Here is a 19,323-nt window from a genome sequence, read left to right as displayed (position 1 = left end):
GCCCCAATATTCAAATCTGGAGAGTTCCCATGTCCCAGAAACCCAATCCCTTTCTCCGCGGCTACTGGAATCTGAAAATCGTCCGCACGCTGTGCATCGGCTACGACGACGGAAGCCCGCATGTCTGGCGAATCATCCACGCGAGTCAAAAGCACTTTTCCGACGAGGAACTGATTTCATCCTCGTGCATCGTCACCAGCGATTTCGCCGTGGTCAGGAATGGTCCCGAACCCGTGAGTGCCGAGGTGCTGGCCGAATGCGATACCGCAGAAGGTGTCAGCGGCGAAGGTGTAATCGGTGCCGTGGTCTATGCCATCCATGGCGACGACTTCGACGGTCGCCCCATCCACGTCGGCGACGCCTATTCGGCAGAGGCAGCGCGGGAAGTCGTACAGCGCCTGAGTTTCGAGACCGGCTACTACAGCCGGTGCTGGGAAATCAGCAGCGCACACATCAGCCAAGAAACCGGCCAATACCTCGCCAACCTGGCAGACCTCGCTACGCCGGAGGCATTCCTGTTCATCGCGTTCCGGGTTCCGTACAGCCCGGCGATCGGCATCAAGCTGATCTCCACTCCCTGGACGGACAAGAACCTGGACCACGCCGAGGGCATCAGTGCGGAGCAGCTTCGCCAGGAGCACCGAAGCAAGGGTATGCCGGATGACCTGGCGAACGTCATTGAACTGGCTGGCCAGGCCGACGTGCGCATCCTGATTCTCGACGCCGACGCACCCGTGCTGTTGGGCCTGCCGTTGGCCGAATCCTAGCAGCCGCTCGACGCAACATCCTTCCTCTTTGTTCTCCCCCATACCGGCCCGTCTCCCTCCCGGAGCCGGGCTGGTCCATTTTCATAGGAGCAACCTCATGTTCCCCGACCTCATCTCGCGCACGCCAGACTTCGAGCACCAGCTCGGCGCCTGCGTCAATGCCATGGGCCAGGACGACGCCATCGGCCAGATCCTGGTATTCGAGCGCATGAGCGGCACGCTGCACATGCGCCATATCGCCAGCGCCGACCTGGTGGACACCGACATTGACGACTACGAAATGGTCGTCTTCGACGGTGGCAACACCAGCGGCGATACATGGAAGCATGTCTTCTTCCCACGTCAGCGCGAGCACTACTTCGTGTACGAAGCCTGACCCAACCAAGCCCCTTTTCGAGGGGCTTTTTCTTGTCCGCAGCGCAGGAAAGCGGGTGCGACGCTGTGCGATTTCTTGCAGGCAGGCCGCCCATTCCAGAGCCATCCTTGCTCCATGTTCGTCGGCGTTGCCGACACATGCCCTGGCAGCCGAGACCTTCAAGGCTGCAAGTGCGGGAAACCGTGCTGGTCGTTTCTTCCTATGGACGTACCCCGTCCGTTCACGCCACCCACAAGGGACCTCTCCCTTGCGGGCGGGGAATCCCTTGTTCTTCCTCAAGGAGATTCCCATGGACCGTTCCCTCATCAAATCCATGATGCCTTCGCTTGTCGCGGGCCATGTCCCTCGCAACGTGCGTTCGTTCAAATACCGCGTATTCGATGATCAGCCGCAGTCCTCGACGTTGGGCTTCGCCATTGACCCTCAGCCCTTCAACGGCAAGGTAGTCTCCGCGACCGACGATGCCATCGTCGTCAAGCTCAAGCCTTCCGAGTTCGCCGTGCTCGATCCCAACCTGGTGACCACCGTTCCCAGCGAGGGCGCCAAGGTCCATGTCCAACCCTACGCCCGGCGACGTTTCGACGGGCTTCGCGCGGACACCCCGGAAGTCGTCACCGAGAAGACTTCGGATGGCACGCCTTACACCATCACGAGGCATATCCTTGGCAAAGCACCCGCCAAGCTGCCCATTCCCGAGCCGCAGTGCATGGAGCTGGGCCAACTCATCGAGCAGTTGGAGGAGATGCCCGCGCCCGACGGGTTCCGGTGCATCACCCACATGCTGGTCGATGCAGGTGCCCGCGACTTCGCCTGGGTCGATCCCAAGCCCTCCAGGATCATCGAGACCCCGCCGGCGATCAGCTTCACGGTCTCAACCACCAAGTTCGAGGGTCAGGTGACGATCCTCTACGACCGTGGCGGCGACACCTACGTGGTGGAGCTGCACCGCGACGGTGAGTTGGTCGATAGGCACGACGAGGTGTATTTCGACATGCTCGGTGAAGTGCTGGAGCGGCTCATCGACGACGGGCGCTGGCGCCTGATCGACGTGAGCGTGATCGACGCCAAAGCCTTTCGGCAACGTCAGGCGGTTCCAGCCTGACGTGCCAGACAGGAAGCCTAGCGGCACGACTGATCAGTCCACAGCCTACCGGCGACTGCCCCACAAGCCTTCCATCCGTTTCGGTGGAGGGCTTTTTTCTTCATCCATACAGGAGATTTCAACCATGTCACTGCGATTCAGAGGCTCCGACCTGCGCCCCGTGCTTGCCGAAGCCATCGCCAACCAATGCCGCGTCGCCCTGGCCAAGGACCAGGGCGTGTACTTCCTCGCCGAGCGCGGAGAGCGCCGCCCCGATGGCCGCGTGAAGCTGCTGGCCTATGCCGTCGGCTGCAACCCGGATACCGACCCGTTCGATGACTGGTGGGAACTGGCACGCGCCGAGCTTGGCGGCGACGACTTCGGCGAGTTCTTCGACCCGAAAGACAGCGTTTTCACTCGCATTCTGCAAAGCTCAGATGATCTGGAGCTGTCCGCCACCGCTACGTATCTGTCGCTGGCGGCGGTGGAATCGGCGTAGTCCAAAAATGTCCGCATACCCCTTGAAGCCCCCATTTCGGGGGCTTTCTTTTGGGCGGAACTGGGCAGCCTGGAAAAAATGGGAAGCGCCCGGATGCCGATTGATTGCTGTCGCGCGCGCGAGGCCCGGCCATGCTGACCCCATGCCTGCTGACGTTGTCAGCGACATGCCAAGCAACCATCGGTCTTCAAGGTTGCGTCGCAGTTCCCACTGCGTGACCGAGCCAGCTCGCACCGCATCCATCCGCGAGCGGCCACCAGTCTCTGGTGGCGGATGCTTTCGCCTTATCGACCCACCGCGGGGTTACGCACCTTTCCCCGCATGCGTGGGGCTGGTGTGTCTCCGCTTCTTCCCTATGGAGATTCACCATGAACACCACGTCCAACGAGAAATCGTATTTCGACCTCCACACCTCGGGCATCGGCTACATCCAGCGTGTCCGTGAAGTGCCTGTCCGGGGCGGCCGCCGTGCGCAGCCTTTCCTGGCATGCACCGTTGCCGCGCTGGTCGGCCCCGCCAGGGACCCCAGCTACCGCTACTTCGACGTCAAGGTCTCGGGTGCCGAGGCCAAGAACCTCGTCCAGCGCTACATCGGCGTTGACGATCCCAAGCAGCGCCCGCTGGTGCGCTTCCGCCTCGGCGACCTGTGGGGCGATGCGTACATCCGCGACAAGGGCGAGCGCAAGGGTGAAGCCGCCGCGTCCCTCAAGGCGCGACTGCTCAAGGCCGAGCCGCTTGACCGGGCCGAACTGGCTTCCATCAAGCAGCACGAGCTGATCACCCGCGGCATCGGCTACCTCAGCCGTCCGAAGGACGTCACCCCCAAGGATGGCGATCCGTTCCTGTCGTGCTGCGTCGCGGCTCTGGCCGGGCCTGTCGGTGAACCGGACTATCGGTACTTCGACACCATCGTCGCCACCCCTGAAGCCGAGCACCTGGTTCGCCGGTGCGTGCAGGCCATCGAAGGGGACCGCAAGGTGCTGATCGCCTTCAAGTTGAACGACATGAAGATCGATCCGTACATCCGCACCAAGGGTGAGCGCGCCGGGGAGCCGGGAGCGAGCCTGGAATCGACGCTGATCCACATCGGTCTGATCAAGATCGACGGCACCCAGGTCTATCCGACGAGCCAGGCGCAAGCCGAGGCGTCGCAGGCCGAGGACGCACCCGCGCCCGAAGCCGAGGACGCCGCCGACACCGCTGCCGACCAGCCTATCGAGCCCGCCGAGCGCGAGCCCGCAGGTGAAGTCGAAGAGCAGGAGCCGGCATTGGCTGCTTCGTTCTGATCCGGCATGGCCCCTCACGGGGCCTTGCCTTTTTCCTATTCCTCAAGGAGAAGCATCATGGCAGTCACATCGGCACCCGAGAAATCGGCCACTCCCATCATCGTCCCGGGCCAGCTCGCGCTGCGCACCATTCATGGCCGCAACGGAAAGTTCAATGTTGGCAAGCTCGAATGCCAACTCGGAAAATTCACGATTAAAGACGCGGAGTTGGAGCAATACCCCGAGGGCAAGTATCAAGGGGAGTTCGTCCTTCGCTACATCTTCCTCAAAGGCTATCCGATCAGCGACGGCAGCATGCGTTTCGAGATGCGCGCCAACCTGGACGGTATGACACTTTTCGGCATCGACAAGCTGAGCAAGGCCGAAGCACATAGCTTCGCCCCGCAGGAAGTCGATCCGCTCGATGAAGATCAAGGGACACAGCCTGCGACAACGCCGGCCAAACCCGCCAAGGCATCCAGGTCCGCCAAACCTGCACCCGTGCAGACGTCCGCGGACCCGCTGGTCGATACCACGCCCTTCGGCGTGGACGCGCCGCCTGCTGCGGCTGCTGCCCCCGGCAGCACCGAGGATGGCGACGCCGCGCTGTTCGGCCTGTTGTGGCCGCTGGGCGAGTCTGTGAAGCTGGATTCGACCATCGACCGCCGCGCCCTGCGCGCCCAGATCGCCCGCCTGGGCGAACTGGGCTACGCGCTGGACTTCAAGACGCAGGAGTGGAGCCGCCAGGCCGAACTGCAACCTGCGTGATTGCAGACACCGCATCCGCGGTGTTCTTCATCCACCCGCTGGGGTTCCTTCCCCATGCGGGGGTGGCCTCGGCTTTCTTCTGGAGGTCTCCATCATGTCCACCATCACTTGCGATACACCCCGTTCCGCGCTGGACGAAACCGCGTGGCGCGCCGTTTGCAAGACGGCCGCCGAGCATGCCCAACGTGGTTGCGGCCTGTCCTGGGATCACTGGGTCACGCTTTTCAGCTCGGAGATCGACGCGCAAGCCAGTCGATTGCCGGAAAGCCAGCGCGTTCATGCGCTGGAAATCGCGACCCAGGAATGGGACTACGCAACACCTGCCGAACGGCAGGAAACCCAGGACTGGCTCGCTGAAAACGGCTGCTGTTCGCATGGGATCACGCTGGGTTGCTGCCCGGCCGGTTGCGGTTCCTAGCCCGCACTGCATTCCATCGCCGCACACGCGGCATTCCATCACCCGCTGGGGGTTCTTCCCCACGGGGAGGCCTCTGGCTCTACTTCTTCAGGAGGCCTCTCATGGGCTGGTATTTCTCTCCCCAATCGCGGTCTGAACTGATCGCCGAACTGATCGCACCGCAGGAGACCGAGCGCGCCAGCGTGAAGGTCATCGCCCACACGCTGCGCGGCAACGTCCTCTGGTCCGTCGCGGAAGTGACGGCCAGGGCCGAAGGCGTGCATCGTGATCTCGCGCCGGGCCAGTCCCTGCGCTACATCCGCTGCGATCTTCTGGAGCGCAGCGGCAACCAGTGGGGCTACAAGCCGCTGGACGAGTCCATGCACCCGTACTACTACTCGTGCCCGCTGTCCTATCTGGACCTCGCACCGGAGCAGTCCGCCGACTGGCGTGCAGGCGTTCGCGCCTACCACGCGCGGCGTCGTACACCCACGGTTGCCACGGCACCCGCCGCGGCACTATTGGCCTGAGCCAGGAGGAACCAACATGGACCCGATCCTGGCTGCGCTCCCCGCCTCGCTGTTAAAGCTCGTTGAAGGCAGTTTGTCCAACGACGAAGTTTCCTCCGACGAGGAAATGCTGGCGTACTTCATCGACAACGGCCTCACCGAGGAGCAGGCACGGCAGGCGCTGACCTATCGCGACCAGTACCTCAACAACATCTACCTGGACGGCTTCACGCCGATCACCGCGGTGGACGAGGCGCTTCACTTCAACCCGCACACCCGGCAGTTCGAGCCGGACTGAGCGGTTTTCTTCCACCCCCCCCGGGGCAGTACCTGCCCCGACGGGCGGTGCTGTTCCCGCTCATCCGAGGACACCACCATGCCCGCAAACACTTCTTCCACGCTGTACCGCATCGACGAATGCCCGGACGTGATGGCCGACGCCTGCGTTGGCGATGACCAGGGCAACCTGATCTTCCTGTCCATCTGGGCACGCGACACCGCCGTCCAGCAATTCCTCGCTCGCCTGACCCTCGGGCGCGACGAGCAGGGACTGGACCAGTTCCACGTCATCACCGACCAGGGCGGCAGCGTCCCGGTGTTCATCGGCAACGTCGATCGCCTGGAAAAGCGCATGACCCGCGCCTACCGGCGAACGCTGTTCGGTTCGCTGTCCAACGTGTGGCTGTTCGACCGGCGCTGCGTCAAGCCCGACAAGGCCAACGCCAGCGCATTGGCACTGCTGCCGCGCGACAGCGCCCACCGGCTTGACCGCCTGTGGATGCTGGTGCGGGACACCTGCCCGTTGCCGCTACTCGACCACTGGCGCGAGACCGTGCTGGAACTGCTGCAAAGCCGCGAGATGCTGGCCCGCCTTCCGTTCGCCCTCGGGCCGCTGGAAGGCCATCGGCTCGCCATCGACGTGCCGGCGCTGACCCTGGCGCTGGGCTCCCTGATCCGCAGTGACGCGCTCACCGCCTATCCCTATCCGACCAAGATTTGGACGCCGGAAGCGGTAGCGGCTTGACCCCCTCGGAGGCACGTCTCGGCGTGCTTCCGTCTTTCATCCCCGCCAACCAGGAGACTTCCATGGCCCTCATGTTCCCGCGGCTCGCCCGCAATTTCGCCAAGAACGGGTACTACCCGACCGACGAACCCACGCTCGAAAGAGCCCTCAACGCACTGATGCCCAGCGACGGGCCGATGTGCATCCTTGATCCCTGCGCCGGCGAAGGCGTGGCGATCGCCGAAGCCGCCTATGCCCTCGGGCGTGACCAGGCCAAGGCATTCGCGGTCGAGTTCGACGCGGAGCGGGCACGCCATGCCCGAGGCTTGGTCGATCACTGCCTGCACGCGGACCTGATGGACACGATGGTCTCCAAACAGTCCTTCGGGTTGCTCTGGCTCAACCCGCCGTATGGCGACCTGTCCAAGGACGTCAACGGCAACATCGGCTATCAAGGTCAGGGACGTGCCCGCCTCGAAAAGCTGTTCTATCAGCGTTCGCTGTCGCTGCTGCAGTACGGCGGCATGCTGGTCTTCATCGTCCCCGGCTACGTGCTCGACGCGGAGCTGGTTGGTTGGCTGACACGCCACTACACCGATCTGCGGATCTACCGAGCGGTGGAAACGCAGTTCAAGCAGGTGGTGATCTTTGGCCGAAGGGTGCGCCAGCGCGAGCAGGCCCCCGATGGCGTCAAGGCCGTGCGCAACCTGCTGCTGCAGGTTGGGCTTGGCGAAGTCGAAGCCGAGGAACTGCCGAGCGAATGGCCGTTCCTGCCGTACATCGTCCCCGCCAGTCCGGTCGAGCCGGAGCATTTCTTCCGCGTGACGATGGAGCCGGAGCAGTTCGCCGATGAGGTCGGTCGGCTGCAAGGCCTCTGGCCGTCGCTGGACACGCACCTGGGGGCCGCGCAGCAGTCGCTGCGTCCACCGGCGCGAGCCTTGTCCCACTGGCATCTCGCCCTGGCCTTGGCAGCGGGCGCGATCTCCGGCGTTGTGCGCTCCCAGACGGGGCGCGTGCTCGTCGTCAAAGGTGACACCCACAAGGACAAAACGCTCCAGCGGGAATTCACCGAACGCGAAGACGGCTCCATCGCCGAGACCCGCATCCTCACCGACAAGTTTGTGCCCGTCATCCGCGCGTGGGACATGACGCCTGGCTCCGCGACACGGGGCGAGGTGTTGACCATCCGCTGATCCACCGGACGCGCTGCCGTCCTGCTGTACCACATCGAAGGAGAAACACCATGTTCCCGAATCCGTTCAAGCGGCCAGCGCCGCACAAGCAACCGTTGTTCGCACCGAGTACGTTGAAGTTGAGCGAGAAGGTGCATTGGCTGGCCCGAAGAGGCCTGATCGACCCCTTAGCCTATGTCCAGCGCCATGTGCGCGGGGACTGGGGCGAGATCGATGAGGCCACACGCCAAGCCAACGACGTGGCGATCCAACAGGACAACCTGATGATCTCGCAGTTCAGGATCACGCCGGACCTGGCGCTAATCGTCAAGACCAGCGAGGACCACCAGACCACGGTGATCCAGCTTCCCGAAGAGCGGGACCTGATCTGACGTCCCCACATCGTCATCCTCATTCTCCTGACGGAGCCACTTCACTCCGGCAGGGGTGTCGTGGCTCAATGACTCATCAAGGAGGAGCCCATGGCATCACATCGCATCGAAACCTACTGTCAGAACCTGGCGTTCCCCATCGGGGCGCTTATCTTCAGCAAAGGCATTGACCGCCTGGTCCGCTCGGGTCGCCTCGACCCGATCCCGTACTTCAGGCGCCACACCCGTGGCGACTGGGGCGACGTCAACGTCCAGCAATGGCAGGCCAACAGCACCGCGCTTCAATCAGGCGCATCGCTGGCATCGCACTACGTGATCCATCCGGGGCTGGCCATTCGCATCGTTACCGACGCGGAGCGCCACGCCACCGTCATCGTTCTGCCGTCCGAGGACTGAGCACGGTTCAGCCGCTGGCCACCCAGGCCAGCACCTTCAACCACCGTCGGCCACGCGTCGATTTACTTCCCACCACGGGGCATGCCACTGCCCCGCTGGGGGTGGTGCATGCCCCTTTTTCTTTGGAGCATCACCATGTCCCTCGATCTCGAAACCAATGCCGCTGAAGCCGCGCCCGTACAGGGCGAACTGCTCGACGCGGAATCTTCCCCTCTGACCCTGAGCCTTCAGGATTTCGTCGGCGAGTTCGGCGACGAACTGCTCGACGCCCTCAACAGCGCCAACCCGCCGGTCTATACCGGCCAACCGCAAGCACATCGCCAGCTCATCGTCGCCAGCCTCAAGCGCAAGCTGTTCCAGGCCCAGGCCGAAGTCGTCCACGCCGCCGCGGAGCTGCTGATTGACCGTGGCGAGCGCGCCGCGATCGTCAATGGCGAGATGGGCTGCGGCAAGACGACCGTCGGCATCGCCACGGCCGCTGTGCTCAACGCCGAAGGCTACCGCCGGACCTTGGTTCTCTCGCCCCCGCACCTTGTTTACAAGTGGCGGCGCGAGATCCAGGAGACAGTAGCGGGCGCGAAGGTCTGGGTGCTCAACGGCCCCGATACCTTGGTCAAGCTCATCAAGCTGCGCGAGCAGTTGGGTGTGCAGCCGACCGGCCAGGAGTTCTTTGTCCTGGGGCGCGTCAGGATGCGGATGGGGTTCCACTGGAAGCCTGTCTTCACCCAGCGGCGCACCCGCCACGGCGACGTGGCGGCCTGCCCGGACTGCGGCACGGTCATCACCGACCTCGACGGCGAGCCGGTCAACCCGGTCGCGCTCGAAGCCGAGGAGTACCGCAGGAAGTGCAGCCATTGCGCAGCGCCCCTGTGGACGCTGATCCGCCCACGCAGCCTGTCCGGCAGCGACCAGTCCTCGGCCGTGCTGAAAGCCTTGAAGCGCATCCCGACCATCGGGGCAGTCACCGCGCAGAAGCTGATGCAGAAGTTCGGAGACGGCTTCCTGGCCTCGATGCTCGGCGACAACATCCATGAGTTCATCAACCTCATGGACGGCAACGGCGAGCTGGTGTTTTCCGACCGTCAGGCCACCCGCATGGAACGTGCGATGGCCAACATGGAGTTCGGCTTTGGCGAAGGCGGCTACCAGCCGTCCGAGTTCATCAAACGCTACCTGCCGCAAGGCACGTTCGACCTGCTCATCGCCGATGAGGCGCACGAGTACAAGAACGGCGGCAGTGCCCAAGGCCAGGCCATGGGCGTGCTGGCAGCGAAGGCTCGCAAGACCTTGCTGCTGACTGGCACGCTGATGGGCGGCTACGGGGACGACCTGTTCTACCTGCTGTTCCGAGCCCTTCCGGGGCGGATGATCGAAGACGGCTACCGCCCGACCACGAGCGGCAGCATGACCTCGGCCGCGATGGCGTTCATGCGCGATCACGGGGTCTTGAAGGACATCTACTCCGAGAGCACCGGCACGGCGCACAAGACGGCCAAGGGCACCAAGGTATCGGTGCGCACGGTCAAGGCCCCGGGCTTCGGCCCCAAGGGCGTCTTGCGCTGCATCCTGCCGTTCACGATCTTCCTCAAGCTCAAGGACATCGGCGGCAACATCCTGCCGCCGTATGACGAGGAGTTCCGCGAAGTCGCGATGGACACGGCGCAAGCCGCGGCCTACCGCGATCTGGCGGGTCGGCTGACCGCGGAGCTGAAACAGGCTCTTGCACGACGCGATACGACCTTGCTGGGTGTGGTGCTCAACGTGCTACTGGCCTGGCCAGATTGCTGCTTCCGGTCGGAGACCGTGGTGCATCCGCGCACGCGCAACACCTTGGCGTTCGTCCCGGCTCAGTTCAACGAGTTCGAGATCAGCCCCAAGGAGCGTGAGCTGATCGACATCTGCAAAGAGGAGAAGGCGCAGGGCCGCAAGGTGCTGGCCTACACGGTCTATACCGGCACGCGCGACACGACCAGCCGGTTGAAGGTGCTGCTGGAGCAGGAAGGCTTCAAGGTGGCGGTGCTGCGCGCAAGCGTGGATGCCAGCCGCCGCGAGGACTGGATCGCCGAACAACTGGACCGTGGCATCGATGTGCTCATCACCAACCCCGAGCTGGTTAAAACGGGACTGGACCTGTTGGAGTTTCCGACGATCGTGTTCATGCAGTCGGGCTACAACGTGTACTCGCTGCAGCAGGCGGCACGCCGCTCCTGGCGCATCGGGCAGAAGCAACCCGTGCGCGTGATCTACCTTGGCTACGCCGGCTCCTCGCAGATGACCTGCCTCGAACTGATGGCCAAGAAGATCATGGTCTCGCAGTCCACCTCGGGCGACGTGCCCGAATCAGGGTTGGACGTCCTGAACCAGGATGGTGATTCGGTCGAGGTCGCACTGGCCCGGCAACTGGTCGCCGCCTGATCCCCACGCCAACGCTGGCCTAACGCCGCCGGCTTTCCGCTGTTCCCACCTTGCAGCCACGTCCACGGTCTCCGTGGGCGTGGCTGCGCTTTTTCGATCCCAAGGAGATTTCCATGAACACCAATACCCAAGCAACGACCAAAGTCGTCAGTGCTCGCCTCACGCTGGACGTGACTTACCTGCTCAACGGCGAGGCCGAATCGGAAATGCTGGCACGGCTGCGCAGCATGTGCGAATACGCCATCGATGAGGGTCTGCTGACCGGCGAGACCGCCGCGGAAGTGGATAAGTGGTCGATCGATGTGTCCGAGCAGCCCTCGGAAGCTGAGAGTGACACCCTGGTAACCGAGATCGCCTCCTTCATGCGGCAGCGCATCGAAGACGGCAATCTGAACGCTGAAGACATCCCCGTGCGCCTGGCGCGCTACGGCCTGATGGCTCCCGAGGCATTCGCCGACGAGATGCGCGAGCGCATGGGTATGGCCGACGAAGAACCCGAGAGTCAGGCTGTCATCCCTCCGACCGAGCCTGCTGAAGGCGGCGAGATCGAGATGCAAGTCGCTGTCGCCTGCGTCGATGCTTCCGGCACCCCCAACATGCCGGTCTTCAAGGTCAGAACCACCCAGGAGGAATACGACCAGGGTGCCCACTACCACAAAGCCAAGGATCTGGCCGAAGAAGCCCGGTACGAAGGGCCGTTCGTCTGCTTCGACGCTGCCGAATATGGCCCCATCCTGTCGGCCGCCCGCGAACTGGGTCTTGTCCCGCAGGTCGTCGTGGTCGATATGACCGACGGCCAGATCCACTCCATCCGCTGCGACACCGGCGAGATCAAAGTCGTCTGCTACGACACCAGCGATACCGACGAGTACTCGGTGGCGATGGCGGACCGGCCGCTCGGCGAGAACGGCCAACTCGTGCGCTGCTGGGCGCATGCCCAACTGGCACAGGTCGATCCTGGCCTGAAGCTGGCTCGGGGTTGATTCGGCAGGGTCCGACCTGCGCTCTCATTGGCCCCTTCGGGGGCCTTTTTCTTTGGAGGGAGGCTGTCGGAAAATCGGACGGGGCGTGATTCGCATTGTTTGCTGCCGCGCACGACCCCAGCGGCGATGGTGAGGGCTCGATGTTTCAGGACGCCGAGCTATGTGCCCCTCTCCACCCTGGTTTCACCATCCCGAACGCCGCCTGCTGACGGGATTTCTCGGCCTGCTTTGGTCGGTACTGGCTGGCGGCTGCGCGACAACGACTGCGCCGCACGCACCCGATGCCTTCGAGGAAGTCTCGACCGCGCCCGAACCCGAAGCGCCCGAGTACATCCCCGTTGTGCGCTATGGGCGCTACACGTTGGTCGAGCTGGCCCCCACGGCGGCGCAGCGCGACCTGCTGTTGCAGACCATCGATGTTTCGATGCCGGCGGATGCCCGCGTCACGGTCGGCGATGGGCTGCGGCACGTGCTCAAGCGCAGCGGCTACAGCCTGTGTCAAACGGCACATGCCGTGATCGAGTTGTATGCGCTGCCGCTGCCGGCGGCGCACCTGCATCTCGGTCCCATGACCTTGCGCGACGCGCTGATCACCCTAGCTGGTCCGGCCTGGGAACTGCACGCGGATGACCGCGCACGACAAATTTGCTTCGAGCGGCCCGGCGACAGCATGGCCGTCGAATCCATGCCTGAACCGGCCGCCGCCGATGCGGTGCAGACCTTCCCACTGATGCCCTCCATTCCAGGCGGCCAGCCATGAACACTCCCCAATCCTCGCGGCGCCCGGCTGCCGCCGTGGTGGCGCAAAGCCTGCTCTGGCTCTGGCTGCTCGGTCTCAGCGTCATCGTGGCCCTCGGCTACCAGGCGATGAGCGACCAGGCCGACGAGGAACGGCTCGACTCCCGTTTGCAACGCCTCGAAGCGCAGGCGGTGGCCTTGGCCGAGACCATCGGAACCATCCAGCAGCGTCCGCAGGTCGCAACGGCGGCGGACCTCAAAGACACCCGCCAAATCCTGGAAGCACGCGCTTCCCAAGTTGAGAAGACATTGAGCAGCTACGCAGCAGCCGACGACCTTCAGGCGCTGCGCGCGGAGATCGAGCAGATCAAGACGCGTCAGACCGCCGCGCGTGCAGCAACACCCGCCCAGCCGCGCACATCGAGCAAGCCCGCCGCCAAGCCTGAACCGCCGCCACTGCCGTTCCGCATCGTCGGCGCCGAACTGCGCGCCGGCCAGCTCAGTGTGTCCGTCGCGCCGAGCAGCGGGGACTTCACGCCCGACCAGCTTCAGGTGCTGTTGCCCGGTGATGCGGTCGGTCCATGGCGCTTGCAGGCAATCGATGGCAGCGCTGCGGTGTTCCAAGCCGGCGAACAGATCCGTCGCGTGGCGATTCCCTGATCGGAGCACACGACATGAAGCCGTCGATCATCCTTTCCGCACTCCTACTGGCTTCAGTCCAGTGGCCCGCGTGGGCGCAACAGCCAGCCACAGCTCCAGCCCGCAATGCGCAGAGCCAGGAGCGCCCGCTGGCCGCCCGCGTCCTGGACGACCGAGTAGCAAGCAACTGGGGGCTCCAACCCCAGGAATGGGCGCGTTACCGCGAGCTGATGGATGGGCCGCTGGGCATCTACTCGCCAAACCTGGACCCGCTGTCTGCCCTAGGCATCGAGGCACGCACCGACGAAGAACGGCGGCGCTATGCAGAGCTGCAGGTGCAAGTCGAGGCTCGCCGCGTCGAGAAGCTGCTCGCCTACCAACGTGCCTACGACGAAGCCTGGCAGCGCCTGAACCCCGGCATGCAGCGCGTGAACCTGCCCGACGACGGGCCGGGCACCGGCACCGCGCGCGGCAGCGGTCGCATGGCGGTGTTCGTCAAGGACGGCTGCGCGGCCTGTGGGCAGCTCGTGCAGCGGCTGCAATCCTCGGGTGCCGAGTTCGACCTGTATATGGTGGGCAGCCGCCAGGACGACGCACGCATCCGCGACTGGGCCAAGCGCGCGCAGATCGACCCGGCGCGCGTGCGCAGCGGCAGCATTACCCTCAACCACGACGGCGGCCGCTGGCTGTCGCTGGGCCTGCCCGGTGACTTGCCCGCGGCTGTGCGCGAGGTGAACGGCCAATGGCAGCGCCAGCCGTAGCGGCCACCTCCTTCTCGCAGCTCTTGTGCGCACTGGTGCTCGCTACCGGCCTGTGCGCCTGCGCCGTCCATGCCCAGGAGATTCCGCCACCTGCCTACCAGCTCGCCGCCCAGCAGGCGGGCATCCCCTCGACCGTGCTCTACGCCGTGGCCTTGCAGGAGAGCGGCGTTCGACGCAACGGGCGCATCGTGCCGTGGCCGTGGTCCCTCAATGTCGCCGGCCAGTCGCGCCGCTTCGCCACGCGCGCCGACGCCTGCTCGGGCTTGCAACAGGCAATGCGTACCACGCCCCACACGCGCATCGATGCAGGCCTGGTCCAGATCAACCTCGGCTACCACAAGCATCGCTTCACCAGCGCGTGCGACCTGCTGGACCCGTATCGAAACCTCGCCATCGCCGCTGAAATCCTGAACGAGCAGCACACGTCCGGCGAAGACTGGCTGCTCGCGATCGGCCGCTACCACCGTCCTGCGGGCGGCGAGCCCGCCGCCCGCTACCGGCGCAGCGTGTCGCGCCATCTCGCGCGTGTGCAGGGCGCACATCCAAACGCCGCGGTGCTCGCCGCGCGCCAGGAGACTTCCCCATGACAAAATCCCATCTGGCCCTGCGGGGCCTGCTTGTGCTGCTGGCAGGTCTGCCGCTGGCATCGCGTGCCGGCGATCCGCTGATCGTGGTCGAAGATCGCGGTGGCACGTCGGCGCTGCCGTACTACGAGGCCCTCAACCTCCAGGCGCGCGCCGATGTCCCGGGCCGGCCGCCCATTCCGACGCCACAGGTTCCCGCCACACCCGCGGACGAGGCAGCGATGCTGCCGGTGCGTAGCGCCAAGCTCACGCCCGGCACCGTCGCGCGGCGCGTGATCGAAGCGCCCGGCCTGCGGCCGTTCGTGGTCATCGGCGACGACGACGCCTCCCGGGCCTGGCTGCAGCGCCGCGGCGTCGCTTTGCGCGAACGCGGCGCGGTCGGCCTCGTGGTCAATGTCGAGACCGCGCAGGGCCTGGCACGGTTGCGTGCCCTGGTGCCGGGCGTGCCGCTCGCGCCCGTAGCCGGAGACGACCTGGCCGATCGCCTGGGGCTGCGGCACTACCCGGCGCTGATCACGGCCACCGGCATCGAGCAATGAAGCCATGTCGGGGAAACAGCCGGTCGAGGTTCTGCTACGCCCAGCGGTGGAGCTATACACCGTCGCGGCGTGTGCAGGCGCCGCGTTTCTGTGCCTGGTGGCCCCATGGTCGCTCGCGCTGAGCCCGTCGATGGGCGTCGGCAGCGCGCTGGCTTTCGGCGCTTACGGCGCGATCCGCTATCGCGATGCCCGCGTGATCCTGCGCTACCGACGCAACATCCGCCGCCTGTCGCGCTACGTGATGACGAGCAAGGACGTGCCCGTCAGCCAGCAGCGGCTTTTCATCGGGCGCGGGTTCCTGTGGGAACAAAAACACACCCATAGGCTGATGCAGACGTACCGGCCGGAGTTCCGCCGATACGTCGAGCCGACGCCTGCCTACCGGCTGGCACGGCGACTGGAGGAGCGGCTGGAGTTCGCGCCGTTCCCGCTATCCCGGCTGTCCGCGCTCACGGGCTGGGATGCTCCTTTCAACCCGGTGCGTCCGCTGCCGCCTGTGGGCGGCCTGCCACGCCTGCACGGCATCGAACCGGACGAGGTGGACGTCAGCCTTCCGCTCGGCGAGCGTGTCGGGCACTCGCTGGTGCTGGGCACCACGCGCGTGGGCAAGACGCGACTGGCCGAGTTGTTCGTGACCCAGGACATCCGCCGCAAGAGCGCTGCCGGCGAGCACGAAGTCGTGATCGTCATCGACCCCAAAGGGGATGCGGACCTCTTGAAGCGCATGTATGTCGAGGCCAAGCGCGCCGGCCGTGAAGGCGAGTTTTACATCTTCCACTTGGGCTGGCCGGAGATCAGCGCCCGCTACAACGCGGTGGGCCGATTCGGTCGCATCTCGGAAGTCGCCACCCGTATCGCAGGGCAACTCTCCGGTGAAGGCAATAGCGCGGCCTTCAGGGAGTTCGCGTGGCGCTTCGTCAACATCATTGCTCGTGCCCTGGTGGAACTGGGACAGCGCCCGGACTACATGCTGATCCAGCGGCACGTCATCAACATCGACGCGCTGTTTATCGAGTACGCCCAGCACTACTTCGCCAAGACCGAGCCCAAGGCCTGGGAGGTGATCGTCCAGATCGAGGCCAAGCTCAACGAGAAGAACATCCCGCGCAACATGATCGGGCGAGAGAAGCGCGTGGTTGCGCTGGAGCAGTATCTCTCCCAGGCGCGCAACTACGACCCGGTGCTCGACGGACTGCGCTCGGCAGTTCGGTACGACAAGACCTACTTCGACAAGATCGTCGCGTCATTGCTGCCGTTGTTGGAAAAGCTAACCAGCGGCAAGATCGCGCAGCTCCTGGCACCGAACTATTCCGACCTGGCCGACCCGCGCCCGATCTTCGATTGGATGCAAGTCATCAGGAAGCGCGCCATCGTCTATGTGGGACTGGACGCGCTGTCCGACGCCGAGGTTGCCGCAGCGGTCGGCAACTCCATGTTCTCCGACCTGGTTTCGGTCGCGGGCCATATCTACAAGCACGGAATCGACGATGGCCTGCCAGACGCCTCGGCTGGCGCGCGCGTACCGATCAACGTCCATGCGGATGAATTCAATGAACTCATGGGTGACGAATTCGTGCCGCTTATCAACAAAGGCGGCGGCGCCGGGCTGCAAGTCACCGCGTACACGCAGACCCTCTCGGACATCGAGGCCCGCATCGGCAATCGCGCGAAAGCTGGCCAGGTGATCGGCAACTTCAACAACCTGTTCATGCTGCGCGTGCGCGAGACTGCCACTGCCGAACTGCTGACGCGGCAGTTGCCGAAGGTCGAGGTCTATACCACTACCATCGTCTCCGGGGCAACCGACAGTTCGGACATCCGCGGCGCGACGGATTTCACGTCGAACACCCAGGACCGCATCAGCATGTCCAGCGTGCCGATGATCGAGCCATCGCACGTAGTCGGCCTGCCAAAAGGCCAATGCTTCGCGCTGCTGCAGGGCGGCCAGCTTTGGAAGGTTCGCATGCCGCTGCCGCTACCAGACCCGGATGAAGTGATGCCGACGGACCTGCAACAACTGGCAGGGTACATGCGCCAGAGCTACAGCGAGGCTACGCAGTGGTGGGAGTTCACCAGTTCCCCGGCCTTGCAGGATGCGGCCTTGCCCGATGACCTGCTGGATGATGCTGCTCCAGCCGAGCCTGCTGCGGTGGCCACCGACACCGACCACAGTGGCGACGAGGCCGCGCCGTGAAGGACGCCGCCTCGACCGCGCAGCGGGAGCAGAATCAGCGCCAGGGCCTGATCGTCGGCACCATCACCTTGCCGTTTCGCTTGCTTGGAGTGCTGATCGGCTCGCTGCTGTTCTCGATCGTGGTGGAGTGCGTCGGCATGCACCTGTTCTGGAAGGACCAGGGCTGGCGCCATTCCCAGCAGATGTTGCAGTACGAGCTTGGGCATCTGTCCAACCACTTCACGCGCAGCGTGGTCGTGCAGGAGCCGGGGCGCACGGCGCACGAGTTGGTGGATACAGGCTACGAATGGGTGTTTGTTCGCTCCGGGCTGCTGGCGCGCATGAGCCAGACCGCCGAGCGCGTCCGCGCGCCCAGCCACGAGCAGGCGCGCAACTTCCGCTACTACATCAGCCAAGCCTATGTCTGGGCCGAGAGCTACCTGATCGCCGCGGCCTTCACGACGCTGACCTTCCTAGTGCGCCTGCTGGTCCTGGTGCTCACGCTGCCACTGATCTTCACGGCTGCTTTCGTCGGTCTGATTGACGGTCTGGTGCGACGTGACGTGCGCAGGTTCGGCGCGGGCCGCGAATCCGGGTTCATCTACCACCGCGCGAAAGCCAGCCTTATGCCCCTGGCCGTGCTGCCGTGGATCACGTACCTGGCACTGCCGATCTCGGTGCATCCATTGCTGATCCTGTTGCCGAGCGCCGCCTTGCTGGGACTGGCCGTGAGCCTGACTGCGGGCAGCTTCAAGAAGTACCTCTAGCCGATCAATCCGGTCATCCGCAGGTTCCTATTGTTTGCGGCCTGAAACAGCCCTGATCTCCACGATCTAGCCATTGCTGATCACACAGGAATGGCGCGATGTTGGCTCCGATCTGGCTGCGCGCCGCGCATCGCGGCGTGCCCACTTTTCTCGTGACGGCCCTTGTGTTGGGCCAGTCCTCGATGGCCTTGGCCGAGTCCCCAGCGCAGCGTCAGGAGCTGGTCGCAGCGCTGCGCCAACTCGACGCGCTGGAGCGCACGGTCGCCGACAGCGCCGCGCATGCCCCCATCCAGCCGGGCGAGCGCTACCACTTCGACTACCCGAGGCTGCTGGCTGACCTGGCGCGCGTGCGCGCCGGCATCCAGGCCCATCTCACACCGTCGCGCGCCCAGCCGCGCGACCCGTCCGAATTGGCCGGCGACTACCGCACGGAGCGGGTCGTCCCGCCATCACCGCCGACGACCGCGGAGGGCAAGCCATGAACGGCGCCCAGGTCTCGGCATTTCAAGCCAACAGCGGCATCGCACCTTCAGCGATGGCGACCGTCCTGGTCGGCGTCGTGTTCGCGGTCCTGCTCGTCTGGGGCGTCTGGGCCATGCGAACGGCCTACGTGGGGTGGTCCGAGAGCCGCCTCAACCAGCGCCAGTTCCTCGGCGTCTGCATCCGATTCGTCGCGATGTACCTCGTCCTGACTTTCTTCCTCCTCTCCTGACCTGAAAGGCATGACCATGCAAAACCGCATCCTCAATTCCCGTCTTGCCCAGCGCGCCGCCGTGGCCCTGGGCGCCGCTGCGCTGCCCGTGCTGTCGTTCGCGCAGGGTCTGCCGCAATTGGAGAACCCGACCCGCGGCACGGGCAACGGCATCATGGAAACGATCCGCAACTACGGCTACGACATCATCATGCTCGTAGCCCTGCTGGTGGTGGCGTCGATGTTCATCGGCGTGTGCTACCACGCTTACGGGACCTACGCGGAAATCCACACAGGCCGCAAGACGTGGGGCCAGTTCGGCCTCACGGTCGCCATCGGCGCCGTCCTGCTCGTGATCGGCATCTGGCTGCTCACCGAAGCCACCGGCATCCTGTAAGGCGAGGCCGG

Annotated in this window: 25 protein-coding genes; all 25 read left to right on the top strand. The window is 64.8% G+C overall.

Annotated features, from left to right (window positions below; translation table 11 throughout):
• Positions 1-29 precede the first annotated feature (29 nt).
• On the top strand, positions 30-767 hold the full coding sequence (locus tag J3A71_RS10550) for a hypothetical protein (protein WP_017512403.1): 738 nt from the start codon (positions 30-32) through the stop codon (positions 765-767).
• 97 nt (positions 768-864) lie between these two features.
• Positions 865-1,143 carry a hypothetical protein gene (locus J3A71_RS10545; protein ID WP_009459701.1) on the top strand — a complete coding sequence of 93 codons (279 nt, stop codon included), beginning with the start codon at positions 865-867 and terminating at the stop codon, positions 1,141-1,143.
• 289 nt (positions 1,144-1,432) lie between these two features.
• The gene (locus J3A71_RS10540; protein ID WP_023103925.1) at positions 1,433-2,245 is read left to right on the top strand and encodes a hypothetical protein; all 813 of its coding nucleotides are present in this window, start codon (positions 1,433-1,435) and stop codon (positions 2,243-2,245) included.
• A 124-nt stretch (positions 2,246-2,369) separates the two neighbouring features.
• Positions 2,370-2,723 carry a DUF3085 domain-containing protein gene (locus tag J3A71_RS10535; RefSeq protein ID WP_009459699.1) on the top strand — a complete coding sequence of 118 codons (354 nt, stop codon included), beginning with the start codon at positions 2,370-2,372 and terminating at the stop codon, positions 2,721-2,723.
• A gap of 368 nt (positions 2,724-3,091) precedes the next feature.
• Complete coding sequence (locus J3A71_RS10530) at positions 3,092-4,009, top strand: DUF3577 domain-containing protein (protein WP_023103924.1); 918 nt, start codon at positions 3,092-3,094, stop codon at positions 4,007-4,009.
• Positions 4,010-4,066: 57 nt separating this feature from the next.
• Positions 4,067-4,756, top strand: coding sequence for a DUF3275 family protein (locus tag J3A71_RS10525; RefSeq protein ID WP_023103923.1), 690 nt, complete (start codon positions 4,067-4,069; stop codon positions 4,754-4,756).
• A 94-nt stretch (positions 4,757-4,850) separates the two neighbouring features.
• Positions 4,851-5,174, top strand: coding sequence for a hypothetical protein (locus J3A71_RS10520; RefSeq protein ID WP_023103922.1), 324 nt, complete (start codon positions 4,851-4,853; stop codon positions 5,172-5,174).
• A gap of 101 nt (positions 5,175-5,275) precedes the next feature.
• A complete protein-coding gene (locus J3A71_RS10515) occupies positions 5,276-5,683 on the top strand; it encodes a hypothetical protein (protein WP_023103921.1) in 408 nt (135 codons plus the stop codon).
• Positions 5,684-5,699: 16 nt separating this feature from the next.
• Positions 5,700-5,960, top strand: a complete 261-nt coding sequence (locus J3A71_RS10510) for a hypothetical protein (protein ID WP_023103920.1) — start codon at positions 5,700-5,702, stop codon at positions 5,958-5,960.
• 78 nt (positions 5,961-6,038) lie between these two features.
• Positions 6,039-6,686 carry a hypothetical protein gene (locus J3A71_RS10505; RefSeq protein WP_023103919.1) on the top strand — a complete coding sequence of 216 codons (648 nt, stop codon included), beginning with the start codon at positions 6,039-6,041 and terminating at the stop codon, positions 6,684-6,686.
• A 38-nt stretch (positions 6,687-6,724) separates the two neighbouring features.
• Positions 6,725-7,858: a DUF6094 domain-containing protein gene (locus J3A71_RS10500; RefSeq protein WP_254912518.1), complete on the top strand. Its 1,134-nt coding sequence runs from the start codon at positions 6,725-6,727 to the stop codon at positions 7,856-7,858.
• Positions 7,859-7,908: 50 nt separating this feature from the next.
• Positions 7,909-8,229 (top strand): hypothetical protein, encoded by a 321-nt coding sequence (locus J3A71_RS10495; RefSeq protein ID WP_023103917.1) that lies wholly within the window; start codon positions 7,909-7,911, stop codon positions 8,227-8,229.
• Between the two features lie 90 nt (positions 8,230-8,319).
• Positions 8,320-8,625 carry a hypothetical protein gene (locus J3A71_RS10490; protein WP_023103916.1) on the top strand — a complete coding sequence of 102 codons (306 nt, stop codon included), beginning with the start codon at positions 8,320-8,322 and terminating at the stop codon, positions 8,623-8,625.
• A 135-nt stretch (positions 8,626-8,760) separates the two neighbouring features.
• The gene (locus J3A71_RS10485) at positions 8,761-11,040 is read left to right on the top strand and encodes a helicase-related protein (protein ID WP_028690958.1); all 2,280 of its coding nucleotides are present in this window, start codon (positions 8,761-8,763) and stop codon (positions 11,038-11,040) included.
• A gap of 113 nt (positions 11,041-11,153) precedes the next feature.
• Positions 11,154-12,023 carry a hypothetical protein gene (locus J3A71_RS10480; RefSeq protein WP_028690957.1) on the top strand — a complete coding sequence of 290 codons (870 nt, stop codon included), beginning with the start codon at positions 11,154-11,156 and terminating at the stop codon, positions 12,021-12,023.
• 160 nt (positions 12,024-12,183) lie between these two features.
• Complete coding sequence (locus J3A71_RS10475; RefSeq protein ID WP_028690956.1) at positions 12,184-12,783, top strand: PilL N-terminal domain-containing protein; 600 nt, start codon at positions 12,184-12,186, stop codon at positions 12,781-12,783.
• A complete protein-coding gene (locus tag J3A71_RS10470; RefSeq protein ID WP_023103912.1) occupies positions 12,780-13,421 on the top strand; it encodes a hypothetical protein in 642 nt (213 codons plus the stop codon). The genes J3A71_RS10475 and J3A71_RS10470 overlap by 4 nt, the downstream gene beginning before the upstream one ends.
• Positions 13,422-13,435: 14 nt before the next feature.
• Complete coding sequence (locus tag J3A71_RS10465) at positions 13,436-14,161, top strand: TIGR03759 family integrating conjugative element protein (RefSeq protein ID WP_023103911.1); 726 nt, start codon at positions 13,436-13,438, stop codon at positions 14,159-14,161.
• Positions 14,143-14,748 carry a transglycosylase SLT domain-containing protein gene (locus J3A71_RS10460; RefSeq protein WP_028690955.1) on the top strand — a complete coding sequence of 202 codons (606 nt, stop codon included), beginning with the start codon at positions 14,143-14,145 and terminating at the stop codon, positions 14,746-14,748. Before J3A71_RS10465 ends, J3A71_RS10460 begins: the two co-directional genes overlap by 19 nt.
• Positions 14,745-15,284, top strand: coding sequence for an integrating conjugative element protein (locus tag J3A71_RS10455; protein ID WP_017515759.1), 540 nt, complete (start codon positions 14,745-14,747; stop codon positions 15,282-15,284). Before J3A71_RS10460 ends, J3A71_RS10455 begins: the two co-directional genes overlap by 4 nt.
• A 4-nt stretch (positions 15,285-15,288) precedes the next feature.
• The gene (gene traD / locus J3A71_RS10450) at positions 15,289-17,478 is read left to right on the top strand and encodes a type IV conjugative transfer system coupling protein TraD (RefSeq protein ID WP_023103909.1); all 2,190 of its coding nucleotides are present in this window, start codon (positions 15,289-15,291) and stop codon (positions 17,476-17,478) included.
• Complete coding sequence (locus J3A71_RS10445; protein ID WP_023103908.1) at positions 17,475-18,224, top strand: TIGR03747 family integrating conjugative element membrane protein; 750 nt, start codon at positions 17,475-17,477, stop codon at positions 18,222-18,224. Before traD ends, J3A71_RS10445 begins: the two co-directional genes overlap by 4 nt.
• Positions 18,225-18,322: 98 nt before the next feature.
• Positions 18,323-18,706 (top strand): RAQPRD family integrative conjugative element protein, encoded by a 384-nt coding sequence (locus J3A71_RS10440; RefSeq protein WP_023465080.1) that lies wholly within the window; start codon positions 18,323-18,325, stop codon positions 18,704-18,706.
• Positions 18,703-18,936, top strand: a complete 234-nt coding sequence (locus J3A71_RS10435; RefSeq protein WP_009459672.1) for a TIGR03758 family integrating conjugative element protein — start codon at positions 18,703-18,705, stop codon at positions 18,934-18,936. The genes J3A71_RS10440 and J3A71_RS10435 overlap by 4 nt, the downstream gene beginning before the upstream one ends.
• A gap of 16 nt (positions 18,937-18,952) precedes the next feature.
• Entirely contained in the window at positions 18,953-19,312 is a 360-nt protein-coding gene (locus J3A71_RS10430) for a TIGR03745 family integrating conjugative element membrane protein (protein WP_023103906.1), read from the top strand.
• Positions 19,313-19,323 lie beyond the last annotated feature (11 nt).

Source organism: Pseudomonas sp. PvP089 (assembly GCF_017875165.1).
In the GTDB taxonomy this organism is placed as follows: Bacteria; Pseudomonadota; Gammaproteobacteria; order Pseudomonadales; family Pseudomonadaceae; genus Aquipseudomonas; species Aquipseudomonas fortuita.
Note: the sequence above shows the minus strand (reverse complement) of the source record. Positions and strands in the feature narration are given on the sequence as shown.

Excerpts from the sequence above, each read along its gene's own strand:
- J3A71_RS10550 (WP_017512403.1), top strand. The coding sequence starts at position 30 with ATGTCCCAGAAACCCAATCCCTTTCTCCGCGGCTACTGGAATCTGAAA.
- J3A71_RS10545 (WP_009459701.1), top strand. The coding sequence starts at position 865 with ATGTTCCCCGACCTCATCTCGCGCACGCCAGACTTCGAGCACCAGCTC.
- J3A71_RS10540 (WP_023103925.1), top strand. The coding sequence starts at position 1,433 with ATGGACCGTTCCCTCATCAAATCCATGATGCCTTCGCTTGTCGCGGGC.
- J3A71_RS10535 (WP_009459699.1), top strand. The coding sequence starts at position 2,370 with ATGTCACTGCGATTCAGAGGCTCCGACCTGCGCCCCGTGCTTGCCGAA.
- J3A71_RS10530 (WP_023103924.1), top strand. The coding sequence starts at position 3,092 with ATGAACACCACGTCCAACGAGAAATCGTATTTCGACCTCCACACCTCG.
- J3A71_RS10525 (WP_023103923.1), top strand. The coding sequence starts at position 4,067 with ATGGCAGTCACATCGGCACCCGAGAAATCGGCCACTCCCATCATCGTC.
- J3A71_RS10520 (WP_023103922.1), top strand. The coding sequence starts at position 4,851 with ATGTCCACCATCACTTGCGATACACCCCGTTCCGCGCTGGACGAAACC.
- J3A71_RS10515 (WP_023103921.1), top strand. The coding sequence starts at position 5,276 with ATGGGCTGGTATTTCTCTCCCCAATCGCGGTCTGAACTGATCGCCGAA.
- J3A71_RS10510 (WP_023103920.1), top strand. The coding sequence starts at position 5,700 with ATGGACCCGATCCTGGCTGCGCTCCCCGCCTCGCTGTTAAAGCTCGTT.
- J3A71_RS10505 (WP_023103919.1), top strand. The coding sequence starts at position 6,039 with ATGCCCGCAAACACTTCTTCCACGCTGTACCGCATCGACGAATGCCCG.
- J3A71_RS10495 (WP_023103917.1), top strand. The coding sequence starts at position 7,909 with ATGTTCCCGAATCCGTTCAAGCGGCCAGCGCCGCACAAGCAACCGTTG.
- J3A71_RS10490 (WP_023103916.1), top strand. The coding sequence starts at position 8,320 with ATGGCATCACATCGCATCGAAACCTACTGTCAGAACCTGGCGTTCCCC.
- J3A71_RS10485 (WP_028690958.1), top strand. The coding sequence starts at position 8,761 with ATGTCCCTCGATCTCGAAACCAATGCCGCTGAAGCCGCGCCCGTACAG.
- J3A71_RS10480 (WP_028690957.1), top strand. The coding sequence starts at position 11,154 with ATGAACACCAATACCCAAGCAACGACCAAAGTCGTCAGTGCTCGCCTC.
- J3A71_RS10475 (WP_028690956.1), top strand. The coding sequence starts at position 12,184 with ATGTGCCCCTCTCCACCCTGGTTTCACCATCCCGAACGCCGCCTGCTG.
- J3A71_RS10470 (WP_023103912.1), top strand. The coding sequence starts at position 12,780 with ATGAACACTCCCCAATCCTCGCGGCGCCCGGCTGCCGCCGTGGTGGCG.
- J3A71_RS10465 (WP_023103911.1), top strand. The coding sequence starts at position 13,436 with ATGAAGCCGTCGATCATCCTTTCCGCACTCCTACTGGCTTCAGTCCAG.
- J3A71_RS10460 (WP_028690955.1), top strand. The coding sequence starts at position 14,143 with ATGGCAGCGCCAGCCGTAGCGGCCACCTCCTTCTCGCAGCTCTTGTGC.
- J3A71_RS10455 (WP_017515759.1), top strand. The coding sequence starts at position 14,745 with ATGACAAAATCCCATCTGGCCCTGCGGGGCCTGCTTGTGCTGCTGGCA.
- traD (WP_023103909.1), top strand. The coding sequence starts at position 15,289 with ATGTCGGGGAAACAGCCGGTCGAGGTTCTGCTACGCCCAGCGGTGGAG.
- J3A71_RS10440 (WP_023465080.1), top strand. The coding sequence starts at position 18,323 with ATGTTGGCTCCGATCTGGCTGCGCGCCGCGCATCGCGGCGTGCCCACT.
- J3A71_RS10435 (WP_009459672.1), top strand. The coding sequence starts at position 18,703 with ATGAACGGCGCCCAGGTCTCGGCATTTCAAGCCAACAGCGGCATCGCA.
- J3A71_RS10430 (WP_023103906.1), top strand. The coding sequence starts at position 18,953 with ATGCAAAACCGCATCCTCAATTCCCGTCTTGCCCAGCGCGCCGCCGTG.